17 protein-coding genes are annotated in these 19020 nt (G+C 70.6%); 1 reads left to right on the top strand and 16 read right to left on the bottom strand.

Going from position 1 to position 19020, the window contains the following annotated elements; genetic code table 11:
• Positions 1-72: 72 nt before the first annotated feature.
• From DN051_RS28020 to rsmH, 16 genes are all read right to left on the bottom strand, one after another.
• Entirely contained in the window at positions 73-1275 is a 1203-nt protein-coding gene (locus DN051_RS28020) for a DivIVA domain-containing protein (RefSeq protein ID WP_053764054.1), read from the bottom strand.
• Positions 1276-1328: 53 nt separating this feature from the next.
• Entirely contained in the window at positions 1329-1613 is a 285-nt protein-coding gene (locus tag DN051_RS28015) for a YggT family protein (protein WP_007448661.1), read from the bottom strand.
• An 81-nt stretch (positions 1614-1694) separates the two neighbouring features.
• Positions 1695-2336: a cell division protein SepF gene (locus tag DN051_RS28010; protein ID WP_053764053.1), complete on the bottom strand. Its 642-nt coding sequence runs from the start codon at positions 2334-2336 to the stop codon at positions 1695-1697.
• A gap of 129 nt (positions 2337-2465) precedes the next feature.
• Positions 2466-3185, bottom strand: a complete 720-nt coding sequence (locus DN051_RS28005) for a YggS family pyridoxal phosphate-dependent enzyme (RefSeq protein WP_053764052.1) — start codon at positions 3183-3185, stop codon at positions 2466-2468.
• A 6-nt stretch (positions 3186-3191) separates the two neighbouring features.
• The gene (gene pgeF, locus DN051_RS28000) at positions 3192-3923 is read right to left on the bottom strand and encodes a peptidoglycan editing factor PgeF (protein WP_053764051.1); all 732 of its coding nucleotides are present in this window, start codon (positions 3921-3923) and stop codon (positions 3192-3194) included.
• Positions 3920-5110, bottom strand: coding sequence for a cell division protein FtsZ (gene ftsZ, locus DN051_RS27995; RefSeq protein ID WP_053764050.1), 1191 nt, complete (start codon positions 5108-5110; stop codon positions 3920-3922). The genes pgeF and ftsZ overlap by 4 nt, the downstream gene beginning before the upstream one ends.
• 279 nt (positions 5111-5389) lie before the next feature.
• Positions 5390-6184, bottom strand: coding sequence for a cell division protein FtsQ/DivIB (locus DN051_RS27990; RefSeq protein ID WP_053764049.1), 795 nt, complete (start codon positions 6182-6184; stop codon positions 5390-5392).
• 25 nt (positions 6185-6209) lie between these two features.
• The gene (gene murG, locus DN051_RS27985) at positions 6210-7307 is read right to left on the bottom strand and encodes an undecaprenyldiphospho-muramoylpentapeptide beta-N-acetylglucosaminyltransferase (protein ID WP_053764048.1); all 1098 of its coding nucleotides are present in this window, start codon (positions 7305-7307) and stop codon (positions 6210-6212) included.
• 6 nt (positions 7308-7313) lie between these two features.
• Positions 7314-8675 (bottom strand): putative lipid II flippase FtsW, encoded by a 1362-nt coding sequence (gene ftsW / locus DN051_RS27980; protein ID WP_053764047.1) that lies wholly within the window; start codon positions 8673-8675, stop codon positions 7314-7316.
• Between the two features lie 68 nt (positions 8676-8743).
• Positions 8744-10162, bottom strand: coding sequence for a UDP-N-acetylmuramoyl-L-alanine--D-glutamate ligase (gene murD / locus DN051_RS27975; RefSeq protein ID WP_053764046.1), 1419 nt, complete (start codon positions 10160-10162; stop codon positions 8744-8746).
• Entirely contained in the window at positions 10144-11235 is a 1092-nt protein-coding gene (gene mraY, locus DN051_RS27970) for a phospho-N-acetylmuramoyl-pentapeptide-transferase (protein WP_053764045.1), read from the bottom strand. Before mraY ends, murD begins: the two co-directional genes overlap by 19 nt.
• On the bottom strand, positions 11235-12656 hold the full coding sequence (locus DN051_RS27965; RefSeq protein ID WP_112439730.1) for a UDP-N-acetylmuramoyl-tripeptide--D-alanyl-D-alanine ligase: 1422 nt from the start codon (positions 12654-12656) through the stop codon (positions 11235-11237). Before DN051_RS27965 ends, mraY begins: the two co-directional genes overlap by 1 nt.
• A 4-nt stretch (positions 12657-12660) precedes the next feature.
• Positions 12661-14181, bottom strand: coding sequence for a UDP-N-acetylmuramoyl-L-alanyl-D-glutamate--2,6-diaminopimelate ligase (locus DN051_RS27960; protein ID WP_053764043.1), 1521 nt, complete (start codon positions 14179-14181; stop codon positions 12661-12663).
• A gap of 162 nt (positions 14182-14343) precedes the next feature.
• Positions 14344-16290 carry a peptidoglycan D,D-transpeptidase FtsI family protein gene (locus DN051_RS27955; RefSeq protein WP_420709272.1) on the bottom strand — a complete coding sequence of 649 codons (1947 nt, stop codon included), beginning with the start codon at positions 16288-16290 and terminating at the stop codon, positions 14344-14346.
• 5 nt (positions 16291-16295) lie between these two features.
• Positions 16296-16856 carry a cell division protein FtsL gene (gene ftsL, locus DN051_RS27950; RefSeq protein WP_053764041.1) on the bottom strand — a complete coding sequence of 187 codons (561 nt, stop codon included), beginning with the start codon at positions 16854-16856 and terminating at the stop codon, positions 16296-16298.
• 54 nt (positions 16857-16910) lie between these two features.
• Positions 16911-17867, bottom strand: coding sequence for a 16S rRNA (cytosine(1402)-N(4))-methyltransferase RsmH (gene rsmH, locus DN051_RS27945; protein WP_112439729.1), 957 nt, complete (start codon positions 17865-17867; stop codon positions 16911-16913).
• Positions 17868-18307: 440 nt separating this feature from the next.
• Between rsmH and DN051_RS27940 the strand changes: the two genes are divergently transcribed.
• On the top strand, positions 18308-18856 hold the full coding sequence (locus DN051_RS27940) for a beta-class carbonic anhydrase (protein ID WP_053764116.1): 549 nt from the start codon (positions 18308-18310) through the stop codon (positions 18854-18856).
• Positions 18857-19020: the final 164 nt, after the last annotated feature.

The raw sequence follows: 19020 nt of genomic DNA, 5'->3' as shown, positions 1-19020 counted from the left end.
CCCCGGGATGAGATCCCGGGGCCCCGCCCTGAATGCTGCCGACTGCTACGCCGTACTACGCACCACGAACCGTCAGTTGTCGTCCTCGTCGATGAGGAAGCCACGCATCGGGCTCGGCGCCTGACCCATCGGGGACGGGCCCTGCGGCCGGACCGGAGCCATCGGCTGGGTCATCGCGGGGGACATCTGCGGCTGACCGCCACCGTAGGAGGGCGCGGCCGGAGCCGGACCACCCATGGTCTGGTTTCCGCCGTACGACGGGGCACCCGCGCCGGCCGGAGCCATGGAGGGCGCCGGGGACGGCGGAAGCGAGGCGGCCGCGGGCGTGCGCGGCGGGGCGAGCGAGTCGTCCGCCTGCGTCTCCAGCTGGCGCAGCTGGGACTCCAGGTAGGACTTCAGCCGCGTGCGGTACTCGCGTTCGAAGCCGCGCAGGTCCTCGACCTTGCGCTCCAGCGTGGCGCGGGCGGACTCCAGGGAGCCCATCGCGACACGGTGCTTCTCCTGCGCGTCCCGCTCCAGCGCGTCCGCCTTCGCGCGCGCGTCACGCTCAAGACCCTCGGCACGCGAACGAGCCTCGCCGACGATCTTGTTGGCCTCGGACCGGGCCTCGGCGATCGCCTGGTCGGCGGTCTGCTGGGCCAGCGAGAGCACACGGGCGGCACTGTCGCCGCCGGGGCCGCCCTGTCCGGGCATGCCGGGGCCGCCCATCGGACCGCCCATGGGACCCGGGCCCATCTGGCCCTGCATCGGTCCCTGGCCCATCGGACCCTGACCCATCGGGCCAGGACCCTGCGGACCCTGCCCACCGGGACCGGCGGGCAGCTGCGGAGCACCGCTCGGCAGCTGGGGCGGACCACCCATGGGGCCACCCATCTGCTGCTGCGGCGGGCCCGATATCCCGGCGGGGACGGGAGCCCCGGGACCGCGCATGCCCTGCTGGGGCATACCCTGCGGAGGCATCCCGCCCTGCTGGGGCATTCCCTGCTGGGGCATACCCTGCGGAGGCATTCCCTGCTGGGGCATACCCTGCGGAGGCATGCCGCCCTGCTGCTGGTCCTGAGGCTCCGGGGGCTTGCGCATGTTCTGCTGGTTCTGGGCAGCAGCACGGGTGGCGGCGGCCAGCTTGGCGCGCAGGTCCTCGTTCTCGCGGAGCAAGCGGGTCAGTTCGGCTTCGACCTCATCGAGGAAGGCATCGACCTCGTCCTCGTCATAGCCTTCTCGGAGGCGGACGGTCGTGAACTGCTTGTTCCGCACATCCTCGGGGGTCAACGGCATCTCTTCACCTCAACGTAGTCGTCGGCATTCGGCAAGACCGTAGTTCACATCGCTCACAGCCGACTCACGATCGAGATCAGGATGTAGACGATGATCATCAGTACGAAGAAGGACAGGTCGAGCGCCACGCCCCCGAGACGCAGCGGCGGAATGAACCGCCGCAGAAGCTTGAGCGGTGGATCAGTGACAGTGTAGGTGGCCTCCAGAACGACCACCATCGCCTTGCCGGGTTGCCATGAGCGGGCGAACTGGAAGACGTAGTCCATGACCAACCGGAAGATCAGCACGATGAGGAAGCACATCAGCGCGATGTAGACGACATCCAGGACCACGCTCATGACCCTTGCTTCCCTCTCCCCTGAACCGTGCTGCTGGGTACTGCTCTGTGTTCTGTGTACTGCTGTTTCCGGTCGTGCGTCTCAGCTCTGGTTGAAGAACCCGCCCTCTGCGATGCGGGCCTTGTCCTCCGCCGTGACATCGACGTTAGCAGGAGACAACAGGAACACCTTCTGCGTCACCCGCTCGATGCTGCCGTGAAGACCAAACACCAAACCGGCCGCAAAGTCGACAAGTCGCTTCGCGTCTGTGTCGTCCATCTCAGTCAGATTCATGATCACCGGGGTGCCCTCACGGAAGTGTTCCCCGATGGTACGGGCTTCGTTGTAGGTCCGCGGGTGAAGTGTGGTGATCCGGTACGGCTCTCGTTCCGACACGACCTTGGGCATGATCACCGGTGCGTTCTTCTCCAGGCTTGCGCGTTCTTGTGTGATGGATGCCACGGGCGCGATGCGCGCCGGACGTCCGGATTCCGCGGGTAGCGAAGCGGAATGAGCCACCGACTCGCGGGGTGTGGGGGGCTGCACCATTCGCACCGGTTCGTCCCTTTGGGGTGAATGTGCACCATGGGACTGGTGTGACGGTTCGTGCCTCCTGTGGTCCCGCTCGAGCTCCGGGTCCAGTTCGGGTTCGAAATCGTCGTCGGGGTCGAATCCCCGGCCGTCGTACCCATCGTCCTCCACGAGGCCGAGGTAGACCGCCATCTTGCGCATCGCGCCGGCCATGCTCCTAGTCCTCCGCTCTGTGGTGGATCGGCTGACGACTGCCAAGTGCCCGCGATCCACGAGGTCGTTATGCTCGCCCTTCGACGGCATTGACCATATTTTCTGCTGTGGTCCGACTTCTTGGCGACGTTACCCGAGCCTGGGGCGGACTCCGAGTACCGCAGTGCCGACGCGCACATGTGTCGCTCCGGCCGCCACGGCCTGTTCGAGGTCCGCACTCATCCCTGCCGAGACCATGTTCGCAGCCGGATGGGCTCGGCGCAGGTCAGTCGACAAATCCATCAACCGCTCGAAGGCCGCCAGTTCACGTCCCGCGTACGTACCGGAAAGCGGCGCGACGGTCATGAGTCCGTCGAGCCTGAGTCCGGGTGCCCGCGCCACGAGGTCCGCCAACTCCTCGACGCCGCCCGGCGCCACTCCGCCGCGCTCCCCTCTCCCGCTCGCACCCGCGTCGAGCGCGACCTGGAGCAGACAGCCCACCTCGCGCCCGGCACGCACGGCCTCTTTGGACAGGGCCGTGACGAGCTTGGCGCGATCGACGGACTGCACGAAGTCCGCATAACCGACCACGGAACGGACCTTGTTGGTCTGCAATTGGCCGACAAAATGCCAAGTAAGGGGCAGATCCGAGCATTCCGCGGCTTTCGGGGCCGCGTCCTGGTCACGGTTCTCGGCCACGTGCCGCACACCGAGTTCCGACAGGATTCGCACATCGTTCGCCGGATGGGTCTTGGTGACCACGACGAGGGTCACCTCCTCGCGCGCCCTCCCGGCCGCCGCGCAGGCCGCGGCGATGCGCTCCTCCACTTTCGCCAGGTTTCCGGCGAGTTCGTCTTTACGATCCGTCATGCCCCATCAGTCCAGCCAGACATAGCCCGCGAGCCGACCGGTGGTGCGGTCGCGGCGGTACGAGAAGTGGTCGCCCGACTCGAGCGTGCACACCGCCGACCGCTCCCGGTCGCGCACCCCGAGCCGTTCGAGCTGGGCGTGCACTCCCGCGGCCACGTCGACCGCGGGCGTTCCCCAGCTCGTGACGGCGTGTGCCGCCGGTTCCACGGCGGCCACCTCGGCGCGCATCGGCTCGGGCACCTCGTAGCACCGGCCGCAGACGGCGGGTCCGGTGCGGGCGACGATCCGCTGCGGCTCGGCACCCAGTTCCATCATCGCGCGCAGCGCGGCGGGGACGACCCCGGCGATCATGCCGGGCCGGCCCGCGTGGGCGGCGGCGGCCACCCCGGCGACCGGGTCGGCCAGCAGCACCGGCACGCAGTCGGCGGTGAGGACCGCCAAGGCGAGTCCGCGACGCGCGGTGACGACCGCGTCCACCGCGGGAATGTCGGTCGAGGCGCCCCAGGGCCCGTCGACCACGGCCACGTCCGTCCCGTGCACCTGGTTCATCCACACCACCCGGGTGTGGTCGAGGCCCAGGGACTTCGCCGCCAGCTCGCGGTTGGCGTGCACGGCCCCTGGGTCGTCGCCGACCGCGCCGCCGAGGTTGAGCTCCTCGTACGGAACGGCGCTCACCCCGCCCCACCTGTCGGTGAAGGCGAAGTGCGCGCCGCTCACGGTGTCGCGCTGTCCTATCACTTCAGGAAGTCCGGTACGTCCAGCTCCTCGGCCGCGCTGTCCGCGTAGGTCCGCGACGGCGGGACCGGCGGCGGGGCCTGGATCTCGCTGACCGGCTCCGGGGCGGGCTCCGGCTCCTCCTTCGGCTTGACGCTGCCGAGGGATCCGAAGGACGGGCGGCTCTCGGGCTGCCGTACCGGAGTGGGCTCCTCGCGCTTGGCGGAGGACGCGCCGAGGACGTTGTCCCGGCGGGCGGGCGGCTGGCCGCCGTCGAAGCCGGCGGCGATCACGGTGACCCGGACCTCGTCGCCGAGGGCGTCGTCGATGACCGCGCCGAAGATGATGTTGGCCTCGGGGTGGGCGGCCTCGCTGACCAGCTGTGCGGCCTCGTTGATCTCGAAGAGACCGAGGTCGGAGCCGCCGGAGATGGAGAGCAGGACGCCGCGGGCGCCGTCGATGGACGCCTCCAGCAGCGGCGAGGAGATCGCCATCTCGGCCGCGGCCACGGCGCGGTCGTCGCCGCGGGCGGAGCCGATGCCCATCAGGGCGGAACCGGCCTCGGACATGACCGACTTCACGTCGGCGAAGTCGAGGTTGATCAGGCCGGGCGTGGTGATGAGGTCCGTGATGCCCTGGACACCGGAGAGCAGGACCTGGTCCGCCGACTTGAAGGCGTCGAGCACGGAGACCTGGCGGTCCGAGATGGACAGCAGCCGGTCGTTCGGGATGACGATGAGGGTGTCGACCTCTTCGCGGAGCTCGGCGATGCCGTCCTCGGCCTGGTTGGCGCGGCGCCGTCCCTCGAAGGTGAACGGGCGCGTGACCACGCCGATGGTGAGGGCGCCCAGCGAGCGGGCGATGTTGGCCACGACGGGCGCGCCGCCGGTACCGGTGCCGCCGCCTTCGCCGGCCGTCACGAAGACCATGTCGGCCCCCTTGAGGACCTCCTCGATCTCCTCGCGGTGGTCCTCGGCGGCCTTGCGGCCGACGGCCGGGTTGGCGCCGGCGCCGAGTCCGCGGGTGAGTTCGCGGCCGACGTCGAGCTTGACGTCGGCGTCGCTCATCAACAGAGCTTGCGCGTCGGTGTTGATGGCGATGAACTCGACGCCCTTGAGACCGACCTCGATCATCCGGTTGATGGCATTGACACCACCGCCGCCGACACCGATGACTTTGATGACTGCGAGGTAGTTCTGCGGTGCTGCCACGTCGAAGGCCTCTCGCCTCGAGTTACGTGTCGCCGCCTCGCGGCGCTGCCGCGATCCGACGACTGATGCCGATTGGGACGGTCCGTTTCGCCGACCCGAACCCTAACGTTGAAGTTTAGGGTTACCAGTGTGTCTGTTCCCTGAAGTCTTCTGAACAGGACACTAAGTCGACAAGTGGCGCGCGTTCAACGAACACGCCGAACCTCCCGTTTTTCTTTTCACCCTATGTGATCAGCCGTAGCGCTGCCCAACCAGGGTGCTGGCCTGCGCTGATGTGCGTCAACTCGCCGATGACGCCGGGGCGGTGGGGACGCTGACGTCGAAGTGCCGGGCGGCGGGCGCGGCTTTCATGAGAGCGGCGAGCGTACGCCCCTTGGCGCGGCCCTTCTCGCTGCTTCCCCAGGCGACGGTCCGGCCACCGCGCAACTCCAGCGAGATGTCGTCGTAGGAACGGACCTTGACCACCCGGGTGTCGCGGGCCACCGCGGCCGGAAGGGAACGGGCGACCGCCACCGCCTCCCGCACCAGCCGGTCCTCGCCGAAGCGCCGGTGACTGGCCGCGGCGGAACCCGATCGGGAGACCGTCAATTCCAGGAGGGGAACGCCTTTCGGAGCCCGGGAAACCGTGGCGAACCGGACACCTTCGTCGTCGACTTCCACGAACTTCCCGCCCTTTTCCACGAGCAGAACGGGGGTACGCTCGGTCACTTTCAGGCCGATTCCACGGGGCCAGGAACGGACGACGTCAACTGCGTCAATTCGGGGCAATTCCTGACGCAGTCGTGCCTCAATCCTGTCGGTGTCGACGGAAATCAACGGCGATCCGACCGGGACGTCGGCGGCCTCGCGTACCTGAGCGGGCGTCAGAACCCGGGTCCCGGACACGGTCACGCGCTCCACGCGCAGCGCTTTCGAGCCGTACAACAGCCAGCCGGCGCCCGCGCCGAGGAGCACGAGCGCGGTCACGAGAATGATGATCGTACGAAGCCGGGCCGACCTCAGCCGCCGTGCGGGAGGCGGGCCGGACGGTTCCTGCTGGCGTGCACCGCGCTCGGCGGTGGTCGGTCCGGCCACGCTCCCTGCCTTCCGTCATACGTCCCTAGTGGTGTGCACGGTGGGCGGCGATCGCCTCGTACACCATGCCGACCAGGATCTCGTCGGCGTCCCGGCGGCCGAACTCACCGGCGGCGCGGGACATCTCGTACAGCCGGTGCGGGTCGGCGAGCACGGGCACGACGTTCTGCTGCACCCACTCCGGGGTGAGTTCCGCGTCGTCGACCAGCAGCCCGCCGCCGGCCTTGACCACCGGCTGGGCGTTCAGCCGCTGTTCGCCGTTGCCGATGGGCAGCGGAACGTAGACGGCCGGGAGCCCGACGGCGGAGAGTTCGGCGACGGTCATCGCGCCCGCGCGGCAGAGCATCATGTCGGCCGCGGCGTACGCGAGGTCCATCCGGTCCAGGTAACTTACCGGGATGTACGGGGGCATCCCCGGCATCTGGTGCACCTGCGGCAGTTCGTTCTTCGGGCCGACCGCGTGCAGGATCTGGATCCCGGCCTGCTGGAGCCACGGAGCGACCTGCTGGACCACCTCGTTGAGGCGCCGGGCGCCCTGCGAACCGCCGGAGACCAGCAGGGTCGGCAGGTTCGGGTCGAGCCCGAAGGCCGCGCGGGCCTCGGGGCGCACGGCGGCCCGGTCGAGGGTGGCGATGGAGCGGCGCAGCGGAATGCCGATGTAGCGGGCACCGCGCAGCTTGCTGTCCGGGGTGGAGACGGCGACCTGGGCGGCGTACCGGGAGCCGATCTTGTTGGCCAGGCCGGGGCGGGCGTTCGCCTCGTGGATCACGATCGGCACGCCGAGCCGCTTGGCCGCCAGGTACCCGGGCAGGGCGACGTAGCCGCCGAAGCCCACCACGGCGTCGGCCCTGGTGCGCTCCAGCACCTGCTCGGCGGCCTTGATCGTGCCGCGCAGCCGGCCCGGGACGGTGATCAGCTCGGGCGTGGGCCTGCGCGGCAGCGGGACGGCGGGGATCAGCGCCAGCTCGTAGCCGCGCTCCGGAACGAGCCGCGTCTCCAGGCCGCGCTCCGTGCCCAGGGCTGTGATCCCCACCGAGGGGTCCTGCCTGCGCAGGGCGTCCGCGAGGGCGAGCGCCGGCTCGATGTGGCCGGCGGTCCCCCCACCAGCGAGTACGACATGCACCGAAATTCACCGCTCTCCGGACGTGCGCGCCGCCGAGGCGCGCCGTCGCATCGTGTTCCATCTCCGGGGGCTCCGGTTCGACGCAGAGCCCCCAGCCCCCCGCTTTCTACCAAAGCGGGGTTGCCGCATCGCAAGCGCCGCCCGCGCAGCGGGCTCGTCGCGCGCGAAGGCGATCAGCAACCCGATGGCGAACATGGTCGGCAGCAGGGCGGATCCCCCGTAGGAGAACAGCGGGAGCGGGACGCCGGCGATCGGCAGCAGGCCGAGCACCGCACCGATGTTGATCACGGCCTGGGCCGTGATCCAGGTGGTCACGCCTCCCGCGGCATACCTGACGAAGGGATCCTCCGTGCGTCCGGCCACGCGGATACCCGCATAGCCTAGAGCGGCGAAGAGGGCGAGCACCGACAGCGTCCCCGCGAGGCCCAGTTCCTCACCGGTGACGGCGAAGATGAAGTCGGTGTGCGCTTCCGGCAGTTGACCCCATTTCTCCACACTCGCACCCAGCCCGGAACCGAAGAGTCCGCCGGAGGCCAGGGCGTAGATGCCGTGCACCGCCTGCCAGCACGATCCGTCGGGACCCATCTCGGTGGCGCCGATGCAGCGGAACCGTTCCAGCCGGTTGGAGCTGGCCTGGATGAGGATCACCCCGAGCCCCGCGGCGACCGACAGCACGCTGACGAACAGCCGGGTGGGGGCGCCGGCCAGCCACAGCAGCCCGAACAGGATCGCCGTGAGGATGATCGCCGTGCCCATGTCCCCGCCGAGCATGATCAGCCCCAGCAGCAGAAAGGCGACCGGCACCAGCGGCACCAGCATGTGCTTCCACTGGGCCAGCAGCCGCCGGTCCTGCTTGCGGGCGAGCAGGTCGGCGCCCCAGAGCACCAGCGCCAGCTTGCCGAACTCGCTCGGCTGGACCTGGAAGGAGCCGCCGAGGGAGATCCAGTTCTGGTTGCCGTTGACCGCCACTCCTATCCCCGGCACCTGCACCAGGGCCATCAGGAAGACGGCACCGGCGAGGATCGGGTAGGCCAGCGCCCGGTGCAGCTTGACCGGCATCCGCGAGGCGGCCAGCAGCAGCGTCGCCCCGATCACGGCGGCGAGCATCTGCTTGCGGAAGAAGTACGACCCGGGCAGCGACATCTGCAGCGCGGTGATCTGGGAGGCCGAGTAGACCATCACCAGACCGAGCACGGTGATCAGCATGCTGCCGCCGAGGATCAGGTAGTACGCGGTCAGCGGCCGGTCCCAGGCCTTTCGCGCCCGCGCGTAGAGGCCCACGACGGAGTTCTCGCGCGGCGGCCGGGGTGCGGCGGGGCGCCGGGTGGCCCGCTGGACGGGCGGGCCCCCGGTACGGCTACCGGGCATCGGCGCCTCCGCTGTAGGTCGGCCTGGACGGCTCCACGCGTCCTCCCAAGGTCGCCCGGCGGGCCGGGTCAGGCGTCGAGTTCGCGAACCGCCTCCGCGAACGCCTCTCCGCGCCTGTTGTAGTTGGCGAACATGTCCATGGAGGCACAGGCCGGTGCCAGGAGCACCGTGTCCCCGGCGACGGCGAGCCGCCGTGCCTCCCGGACCGCCGCGAGCATCGCCCCAGTGTCGGTCCGGTCGAGGTCGACGACGGGTACTTCCGGGGCGTGTCGCGCCAGGGCGTCTCGGATCAGCGCACGATCGGCACCGATCAGGACGGCCGCCCGCAGCCGCTTCGCCGACTTGGCGACGAGTTCGTCGAAGGTGGCGCCCTTCGCCAGTCCGCCGGCGATCCACACGATCGACTCGTACGCCGCCAACGAGGCTTCCGCCGCGTGGGTGTTGGTGGCCTTGGAGTCGTCGACGTAGGCGACTCCGTCCACGTCGGCGACGTGCGCGATGCGGTGCGCGTCCGGGGTGAAGGCGCGCAGCCCGTCCCGTACGGCCGTGGCGGGCACGCCGAAGGCGCGTGCCAGGGCCGCCGCGGCAAGGGCGTTGGCGACGTTGTGCGGGGCCGGCGGGTTCACGTCGGAGACCTCGGCCAGTTCCTGGGCGTTCTGGTGCCGGTTCTCGACGAAGGCCCGGTCGACCAGGATGCCGTCCACGACGCCGAGTTGGGACGGGGCCGGGGTGCCCAGGGTGAAGCCGATGGCCCGGCAGCCCTCCTCGACGTCGGCCTCGCGGACCAGGTCCTCGGTGGCCTTGTCGGCGGCGTTGTAGACGCAGGCGACCTGATTGCCCTCGTAGATCCGGCCCTTGTCGGCGGCGTACGCCTCCATGGAGCCGTGCCAGTCGAGGTGGTCCGGCGCCAGGTTCAGGACGGCGGCGGAGTGGGCGCGCAGGGACGGCGCCCAGTGGAGCTGGTAGCTGGACAGCTCCACGGCCAGCACGTCGTACTTCTCGTCACCGAGGACCGCGTCCAGCAGCGAGACGCCGATGTTGCCGACGGCGGCGGTGCGCAGACCGGCCGCCGTCAGGATGGAGGCGAGCATCTGGACGGTGGTGGTCTTGCCGTTGGTGCCGGTCACCGCGAGCCAGGGCGCCGCGTCGGGGCCGCGCAGCCGCCAGGCCAGTTCGACGTCGCCCCAGACGGGGACACCCGCCTCGTGGGCCGCCGTGAACAACGGCTTGTCCGGCTTCCAGCCGGGCGCGGTGACGATCAGCTCGGTGCCCTCGGGCAGGGTCGCGCCGTCGCCGAGGCGCACGGTGACGCCGAACGCCTCCAGCTCGGCGGCCTGGGCCCGGGCCCGCTCGTCGTCGCCGTCGTTGACGACGGTGACGTGCGCGCCGAGGCCGTGCAGGACCTTCGCCGCCGGGACACCCGAGACGCCGAGCCCGGCGACGGTGACACGCTTACCCTGCCAGTCGGTCACTTTTCCGCTGCCCATCCCGCATAGAAGAGGCCCAGTCCGACAATTACACAGATGCCCTGAATGATCCAGAACCGGACCACGACGAGCACTTCTGACCAGCCCTTGAGTTCGAAGTGGTGCTGGAGTGGCGCCATCCGGAAGACACGTTTGCCGGTCAGGCGGAAGGAGCCGACCTGGATCACCACGGACATGGTGATCAGGACGAACAGGCCGCCGAGGATGGCGAGCAGCAGCTCGGTGCGGGAGCAGATCGCCAGACCCGCGAGCACACCGCCGAGCGCGAGCGAACCCGTGTCACCCATGAAGATCTTGGCCGGCGAGGTGTTCCACCACAGGAAGCCGAGGCAGGAGCCCATCAGCGCCGAGGCGACCACCGCGAGGTCGAGTGGATCTCGTACCTCGTAGCAGGCGTTGGGGTTGGTCAGGGCCAGCGCGTTGGCGCAGGACTCCTGGAACTGCCAGACGCCGATGAAGGTGTACGCGCCGAAGACGAGCACGGAGGCACCGGTGGCCAGGCCGTCGAGACCGTCCGTGAGGTTCACGCCGTTCGACATCGCCAGGATCATGAACAGCGCCCAGACCACGAACAGCACCGGGCCGATCGTCCAGCCGAAGTCGGTGATGAACGACAGCTTGGTGGAGGCCGGGGTGTTGCCGCGCTTGTCCGCGAACTGGAGCGACAGCACGGCGAAGGCGATGCCGACGATCAGCTGGCCGGCCATCTTCGCCTTGGCCCGCAGACCGAGCGAGCGCCGCTTGACGATCTTGATGTAGTCGTCCAGGAACCCGACGAGACCCATGCCGGCCATCAGGCCGAGCACCAGCAGGCCCGAGTACGTCGGGGCCGCGTCGGCCTCCGGGTCCAGGTAGCCGGTGATCACCTTGGCCAGGAAGTACGCGGCGATCGTCGCCAGGATGAAGGCGATACCGCCCATCGTCGGCGTACCGCGCTTGCTGGCGTGCTCGCGGGGGCCGTCGTCGCGGATGTACTGGCCGTAGCCCTTGCGGGCCAGCAGCTTGATCAGCAGTGGGGTGCCGATCAGCGTCAGGAACAGGCCAATGACTCCCGCGAACAGGATCTGCTTCATCATCGGGCGGCAACCTCACCCTCGGCACCGGACTCCAGCAGTGCCTGGGCGACACATTCGAGCCCGACCGACCGGGACGCCTTCACGAGCACGACGTCCCCCGGGCGCAATTCGCTGCGCAACAGGTCGACCGCCGCCTGTGCGTCGGACACGTGCACCGACTCCTCACCCCACGAACCCTCGTTATATGCGCCCAGTTGCAGCCAGGCGGCTTCCCTGCCCCCGACCGCGACGAGCTTGCTGACGTTGAGTCGGACGGCGAGCCGCCCGACCGCGTCGTGCTCGGCGAGCGCCTCGTCCCCGAGCTCGGCCATCTTGCCGAGCACCGCCCACGTGCGACCCCCTTGTGGCCGTGTGGCCTCCCCCATGGCCACGAGGGCTCGCAGGGCGGCCCGCATGGACTCGGGGTTCGCGTTGTAGGCGTCGTTGACGACCGTCACGCCGTCCGGGCGCTCGGTGACCTCCATGCGCCAGCGTGAGAGGGAGCCTGCCTCGGAGAGGGCGATGGCGATCTCTTCCGCGGACATGCCCAGCTCATGGGCGACGGCGGCCGCGGCGAGCGCGTTCGACACGTGGTGCTCACCGTACAGGCGCATGGTCACGTCACTGCACCCGGAGGGTGTGTGAAGGGTGAATGCGGGGCGCCCGGCGTCCGTCAGACGCACGTTCTCGGCGCGTACGTCCGCTTCGTCGGTCTCTCCGAAGAGGATCACCTTCGCCTTCGTACGCGACGACATGGCGCGTACGAGGGGGTCGTCGGCGTTCAGGATCGCGGCGCCGTCCTCGGGCAGCGCCTCGACCAACTCGCCCTTGGCCTGAGCGATCTGCTCCCGGCCGCCGAACTCGCCGATGTGCGCGGTGCCGACGTTGAGCACCAGGCCGATCCGCGGGGGCGTCAGGTCGGTGAGGTAGCGGATGTGGCCGATGCCCCGCGCGCCCATCTCCAGGACGAGGAACCGGGTGTCCTCGGCCGCGCTCAGCGCGGTCAGCGGCAGCCCGATCTCGTTGTTCAACGAGCCCGGCGTCCACACGGTCGGCGCCTTGCGCTGGAGCACCTGGGCGATCAGGTCCTTGGTACTGGTCTTGCCCGCGGAGCCGGTGAGCGCCACCAGGGTGGCGCCGAGCCGGCCCACGACATGGCGGGCGAGGGCGCCGAGGGCGGTCTGGACGTCGTCCACGACGATCGCGGGCACCCCGACGGGGCGCGTGGCCAGCACGGCCGCCGCGCCCGCCGCCACGACGGCCGGTGCGAAGTCGTGGCCGTCGACGCGCTCGCCGGCGAAGGCGACGAACAGGCTGCCCGGTTCCACCTCGCGGGAGTCCCGGACGACCGGTCCGGTCACCCGCACCGACGGATCCGGTATGTCGTGCGTCTGCCCGCCGACGACTTCTGCGATCTCGGCGAGAGAGAGGGCGATCACAAGTTCATCCCTGGGTCTTCTGGATAGCTTCGCGAAGCACCTGGCGGTCGTCGAAGGGACGGACCACCCCGGCGATGTCCTGGCCCTGCTCGTGGCCCTTGCCCGCGACCAGCACGGTGTCCCCGGGCCGTGCGCGGTGCACGGCGGCGGCGATCGCCGCGGCCCGGTCCTCGAAGAGGAGCACCTCGCCGCGTTCGTGCGCCGGCACCGACGCGGCGCCTTCCAGCATGGTCGCGAGGATCGCCAGGGGGTCCTCGGAGCGGGGGTTGTCGGAGGTCAGTACGGCGATGTCGGCGAGCCGGGCGGCCGCGGCGCCCATCGGGGAGCGCTTGGAGCGGTCCCGGTCGCCGCCGCAGCCGAGCACGATGTGCAGCCGGCCCTTGGTGACCTTGCGCAGCGCCTTGAGCACCGACTCGACGGCGTCGGTCTTGTGGGCGTAGTCGACGACCGCGAGGTACGGCTGGCCGGCGTCCACCCGCTCCAGACGGCCCGGTACGCCCGGTACGGCGGCGACGCCGTCGGCGGCGGTCTGCGGGTCGAGGCCCGCGGCGGCGAGGGCCACGATCGCGGCGAGGGTGTTCGCCACGTTGAACGGACCGGGCAGCGGCGACCTGGCGCCGATCCGCTCGCCGTTCGGGCCGACGACGGTGAACGGCGAGTCCAGCGGGCCGACCGTGACGTCCTCGGCGCGCCAGTCGGCGTCGGGGTGGCCCTCGGCCGAGTAGGTGACGACCGGGACGGTGGCCTCCCGGGCCAGCCTGCGGCCGTACTCGTCGTCGATGTTGACCACGCCGAGACGGCTGCGTTCCGGTGTGAACAGCTGTGCCTTGGCCCGGAAGTAGTCCTCCATGTCGGAGTGGAACTCCATGTGCTCCGGGCTGAGGTTGGTGAAGACGGCGACGTCGAAGACGCAGCCGTCGACCCGGCCGAGGACCAGCGCGTGGCTGGAGACCTCCATCGCGACGGCCTCGACACCGCGTTCGCGCATCACTGCGAACAGCGCCTGGAGGTCGGTCGCTTCGGGCGTGGTGCGCTCGGACTTGATCCGCTCGTCGCCGATCCGGGTCTCGACGGTGCCGATCAGACCGGCCGGACGGCCCGTCCGCAGGCCGCCCTCGACGAGGTAGGCGGTCGTGGTCTTGCCGGAGGTGCCGGTGATGCCGATCTGGAGCAGTCCGCGGCCGGGGTGTCCGTAGATCGTGGCCGCCAGCGCGCCCATCCGCGCGCGGGGGTCGTCGACGGTGAGCACCGGCAGGCCCGTCGCGGCGGCGCGCTCGGTGCCGGCCGGGTCGGTCAGCACCGCGGTGGCGCCGAGGCCGACGGCCTGCGTGACGAAGTCGGCGCCGTGGGCGCGGGCGCCGGGAAGGGCGGCGTACAGGTCGCCGGGGCGGACGGCGCGCGAGTCATGGGTGATGCCCGTGACCTCGGCGGCGCCCTCCGGCGCGGTGAGACCCAGCTGATCGGCGAGTTCCGCGAGGGGTGTGGCGGAGACCCGTTCCGGTCGGGGCGGCCCCGGATATGTCACAGGAACGTCCTTCTGGGTGGTTTGGGACTGATCAGCGTGTGGCACGGCGGTGAGCGTACCGGGCGCACCCGCCGGGGAGCGAAGTGAGGGGCCGGAGGCGCTCTGGTCCCCGGGATCGGGGGTGATCGTTGTCACGGGTGGTTCCTGGGTGCTCGGTGCTGATCAGGGTTTGAAGGTGACCGGGAGTTTCGCCGGCGGCGTCCCGGTCGGCGGGACCTGGAGGGTCTTCAGGGCGAACTCCATCACCTTCTTGTAGACGGGACCGCAGATCTGGCCGCCGAAGTAGCTGCCCTCGGTGGCGTTCTGGATGGCGCAGTACACGGTGACGCGGGGCTTGTCGGCGGGGGCGAATCCGGCGAAGGACGAGGTGTAGCCGCGGTACTTGCCGGTGGCCGGATCCACTCGGTTGGCGGTGCCCGTCTTCCCCGCGACGCGGTAGCCGGGGATACGCGCCTTGGTGCCCGTGCCCTCCTCGTCGTCCACCACCGACTCCAGCATCCGGGCGAGGGTCTTGGCGGTCTTCTCGCTCACGACCCTTGTCTTCTCGGGCTCCGGGGCGGGCGTGAACTGCCCGTCGGGCCCCTGCCGGCCGCGGACGAGGCTGGGTTCGACACGGACGCCGCCGTTGGCGATCGTCGAATAGACGGACGCCGCCTGCATCGCGTTGATGGAGACACCCTGGCCGAAAGGAATCGTGTACTGCTGCGAGGTCGACCAGGTGTTCGGCGCGGCGAGGATGCCCTTGGTCTCGCCGGGGAAGCCGAGCCCGGTGTAGCTGCCGATGCCGAACTTGCGCAGGTACTCGTGCAGGACCCGGTTGGCCCGCGCCTGGTCCTTGCCGAGCTGGCCGGTGGCGAGGATGGTGCCGATGTTGCTGGACTTGGCGAGCACGCCGTTCAGCGTGAGGTACCAGGTGGCGTGGTCGATGTCGTCCCGGAAGAGACGGTCGCCGCGGTGCAGCCGGTTGGGCACGACGACATGCGTGCCGGGCGTGGCGACGTTCTCCTCCAGTACGGCGGCCATCGACATGACCTTGGCGGTGGAGCCCGGCTCGAAGGCGTCCTGGAGGGCGGCGTTGCCCATCGCGGTGGCGTCGGCGGTGGACAGGTCGTTGGGGTCGAAGCCGGGCGAGTTGGCCATGGCGAGGATCTCGCCGGTCCGGGTGTCCTGGACGATCACGTAGCCGCGGTCCGCCCGGGACTCCTCCACCTGCTCGGTGATGGCGTTCTGCGCCGCCCACTGGATGTCGCGGTCGATGGTCAGCTCGACGTCGACGCCGGGCACCGCGGGGGTCTCGGTGGAGCCGACGGTCGGCACCTGGTGGCCGCCGGACTGGGCGTAGCGGATCTTGCCGTCCTCACCGGCGAGCTGTTCGTCCAGCTGCTGCTCGATGCCGCCGCCGCCCTTGCCCTCGGCGTTGACGAAGCCCAGCAGCCCGGCCGCCAGGTCGCCGTTCGGGTACACGCGCTTGCTGCTGGGCTCGGCCAGGACGCCGGCGAGGACGTTGGCGGTGCCCTTGTCGGTCTGGGCCCGGCCGGCCAGCGCGGACCTCAGGTCCTTGATCTGCTTCCAGACCTGCGGGGTCTGCCGCCCGGCCAGCCTGACGTAGCGCAGGTCCTTGTCCTTCGGCCGGAGCTTGCGGGTGATCTCCTCCTGGTCCTGCCCGAGAATCGGCGCGAGGAGGGCCGCCGCCTGCTCCGGCCCGTCGTCGATCCTCAGCTGCTCCCGGGTGAACAGGGTGGGGTCGGCCGTGATGTCGTAGGCGTCCACGCTGGTCGCCAGGGCCACGCCGGTGCGGTCGGTGATCTCGCCGCGCTGCGCGGTGAGGGTGTGCACGACGTACCGGTTCTGCTCGGCCTTGGCGGCGTAGGCGCTCGCGTCGACGGCCTGCACCTGGAGCAGCCGGACGACGAAGACGAGCATCACCAGGGTCAGCGCGAGGCCGACCATCCGCAGCCGGGGACGCGGGCTGCCCAGCCGGATGACGCGCGGCGGCGGGGCCGCGCGGCGGACCGGGCCGCTGCCGGGGCCGGGCGGCCGGCGGCCGCCGGAGCGGTCGGGCCGGGCGGGCCTCGGTACGCGGCGGCGCGGCGGTTCCCTGTCGCTCACTTCCGTCACCTGCCGGGAGTCGTGGTCGCAGTGGGGGCGGGCCGGGACGGCCGGGGGGCGGTCGCGGACACCTCGGGGGACGCGGCCGTGCGGCTCGGGGGTCCCGGGACGGAACCGAACGCCGTCGGGCTGGCGGCCGACCGGGGGAACGCGGTGGTCATCGCCTCGGGGGCGATGACCAGGGGCTCACGCGCGGCGGCGGGAGTCGCGGACGACGGCACTCCCTTGAAGGTGCCGTCCGGGGCGAGGAACACGGGGTCTCCGCCGGGCACCATGCCCAACTCGCCGGCGCGGCGCTGCAGGGCCTCGGGGGCGGAGTAGGCGTCGATGTCGCGCTGGAGCGCCTGCTGCTCGTCGGTGAGGCTCTTGGTCTCTTTGTGCAGGTCGTCGAGTTGGAAGGACCCCTCGCTCAGCGCCGAGTTCAGCACCAGCAGTGCGATGAGCCCGCCGCCCAGCAACAGCACGACCAGCAGGACGAACGGTGTCCTGGCGGCCTGTGCCCGGCCGGTGGGAAGCAGCTGCGCGAGGCGGGCGGCCCTCCCTCTCAGTTCGGGTTTCCTACTCACTCGTCCTCCCCCGGGTCCGGTCAACGGACCCGAACGCCCGCCCCTGCGGCTGCCTCACTCCACGTCCTCCCTGATGCGCTGTGCCGCGCGCAGTCGTGCCGGGGCCGCCCTGCGGTTCTCGGCGACCTCCTCCTCGGTGGGGAGTTCGGCACCACGGGTGAGCAGCTTGAGCCGGGGCTGGTACTGCTCGGGCACGACCGGCAGTCCGGGCGGCGCGGTGGTGGCGGCACCGGCCGCGAACACCTGTTTGACCAGCCGGTCCTCCAGCGAGTGGTAGGACAGGACCGCGATCCGTCCGCCGACGTCGAGCGCCTTCACCGCGGCGGGGACCGCGCGCTCCAGCACCGCGAGCTCCCCGTTGACCTCGATGCGCAGCGCCTGGAAGGTGCGCTTGGCCGGGTTGCCGCCGGTCCGCTTGGCCGCCTGCGGCAGCGCGTCCCGGATGACCTCCACGAGCCGCCCGCTGCTGGTGAACGGCTCCTTCTCCCGCTCGCGCACGACGGCGGAGACGATCCGTCTGGCCTGCTTCTCCTCGCCGTAGGCGCGCAGGATCCGCACCAGCTCGCCGGCCGGATAGGTGTTGAGGACCTCGGCGGCGCTGATGCCCGTCGTCTGGTCCATGCGCATGTCGAGCGGCGCGTCCTGGGCGTAGGCGAAGCCGCGGTCGGCCTCGTCGAGCTGCATCGAGGAGACCCCGAGATCGAACAGGACGCCCTGCACGCGCGCGACGTCCAGCCGGTCGAGCACCTCGGGCAGTTCGTCGTAGACCGCGTGCACCAGGGTGGCGCGCTCGCCGTACGGCGCGAGCCGCTCGCCGGACAGGCGCAGCGCCTCCTTGTCCCGGTCGAGGGCGACCAGGCGGGCCTCGGGGAAGCGGGAGAGCAGTGCCTCGCTGTGCCCGCCGAGGCCGAGCGTGCAGTCGACGACCACCGCTCCCGGGGCCTGGAGAGCGGGGGCCAACAGGTCCAGGCACCGCTGGAGCATCACCGGGACGTGTCGACTCTGGCTCAAGTGGCCCTCTCAGGTCCGGCGGGCGGTACGCACCGCCGGGTCCCCGCCCTCCCCCGGCTTCACTGGGGGACCCCCAGTGAAGGGGAGGCCTGCCGGCGCCGGAAGCGTCAGCCGGCCGGGAGCGGGTGGAGGCCGAGCCGTACGTACGCGCCGCGCACGCGGGAGGATCTCCGGCGGCGAAGCCGGGGTCCTCGGGAATTCGGTCAGCGGGGAGAGCCGCGCCTCCCGCTTTCGCGTCACTTTAGTCCACCCTGTCGCGCGGTCAATCAACCGGCATGCGCGTCGCGGCGCTCGACGGCACTCGGCGGCGGACCGGGGGAACCACACGAACGGGCGCAGTCCGCGGACACCTGTGCGTTGGGTCACAACACGATGGGATGACGTTCTTTGTCCCGTCTCACAGCGGGCCATGACCGCCCGTGACCAGTACCGTCATCACCATGACGACTTCTGCATCGGTTCCCGCCGGCTCCGAGGACGCCATAGCCCGCGTCGGCACCGTCACCGACCGCCTCGTCGAAGCCAACGAGCGCTACGCCGCGGCCTTCGCCGACCCTGGAATGGACGCCCGCCCCGTCCTGCGCGTGGCCGTGGTGGCCTGCATGGACGCCCGACTCGATCTGCACGCCGCGCTCGGCCTCGAGCTCGGCGACTGCCACACCATCCGCAACGCGGGCGGTGTCGTCACCGACGACGCGATCCGCTCGCTCACCATCAGCCAGCGCAAGCTCGGCACCCGCAGCGTGGTCCTCATCCACCACACCGGCTGCGGTCTGGAGAGCCTCACCGAGGACTTCCGCACCGAGCTCGAACTGGAGGTCGGCCAGCGCCCCGCGTGGGCGGTGGAGGCCTTCCGCGACGTCGACCAGGACGTGCGGCAGTCGATGCAGCGCGTGCGCACCTCACCGTTCCTGCTGCACACCGACGACGTGCGAGGCTTCGTCTTCGACGTACGGACCGGTCTGCTGCGCGAGGTGGACCCCGGGTGACATCCGCCCGGGGTTCCCGTCACGCGGGAACCCCGGGCTCCGACAGGACGAACTGTCGTAAGAACCGACATATCGCGGCCAGTTGTCCACAGGCGAGTGACACGAATCGGTAACGGCAGCAAGAATGCGGGTTGTGGCGTCGCGCGGAACTTTTCCCGCGTGGT

The organism is Streptomyces cadmiisoli, from assembly GCF_003261055.1.
GTDB classification, from domain to species: Bacteria; Actinomycetota; Actinomycetes; order Streptomycetales; family Streptomycetaceae; genus Streptomyces; species Streptomyces cadmiisoli.
The sequence above is the reverse complement of the archived record's forward strand: the minus strand, read 5'-3'. Positions and strand labels throughout refer to the sequence as shown.

Coding starts and splice junctions, on each gene's coding strand:
- ftsW (WP_053764047.1), bottom strand. CDS start 8,675: ATGCCCGGTAGCCGTACCGGGGGCCCGCCCGTCCAGCGGGCCACCCGG.
- DN051_RS27940 (WP_053764116.1), top strand. CDS start 18,308: ATGACGACTTCTGCATCGGTTCCCGCCGGCTCCGAGGACGCCATAGCC.
- murD (WP_053764046.1), bottom strand. CDS start 10,162: ATGGGCAGCGGAAAAGTGACCGACTGGCAGGGTAAGCGTGTCACCGTC.
- mraY (WP_053764045.1), bottom strand. CDS start 11,235: ATGAAGCAGATCCTGTTCGCGGGAGTCATTGGCCTGTTCCTGACGCTG.
- DN051_RS28010 (WP_053764053.1), bottom strand. CDS start 2,336: ATGGCCGGCGCGATGCGCAAGATGGCGGTCTACCTCGGCCTCGTGGAG.
- DN051_RS28015 (WP_007448661.1), bottom strand. CDS start 1,613: ATGAGCGTGGTCCTGGATGTCGTCTACATCGCGCTGATGTGCTTCCTC.
- DN051_RS28005 (WP_053764052.1), bottom strand. CDS start 3,185: ATGACGGATCGTAAAGACGAACTCGCCGGAAACCTGGCGAAAGTGGAG.
- DN051_RS28020 (WP_053764054.1), bottom strand. CDS start 1,275: ATGCCGTTGACCCCCGAGGATGTGCGGAACAAGCAGTTCACGACCGTC.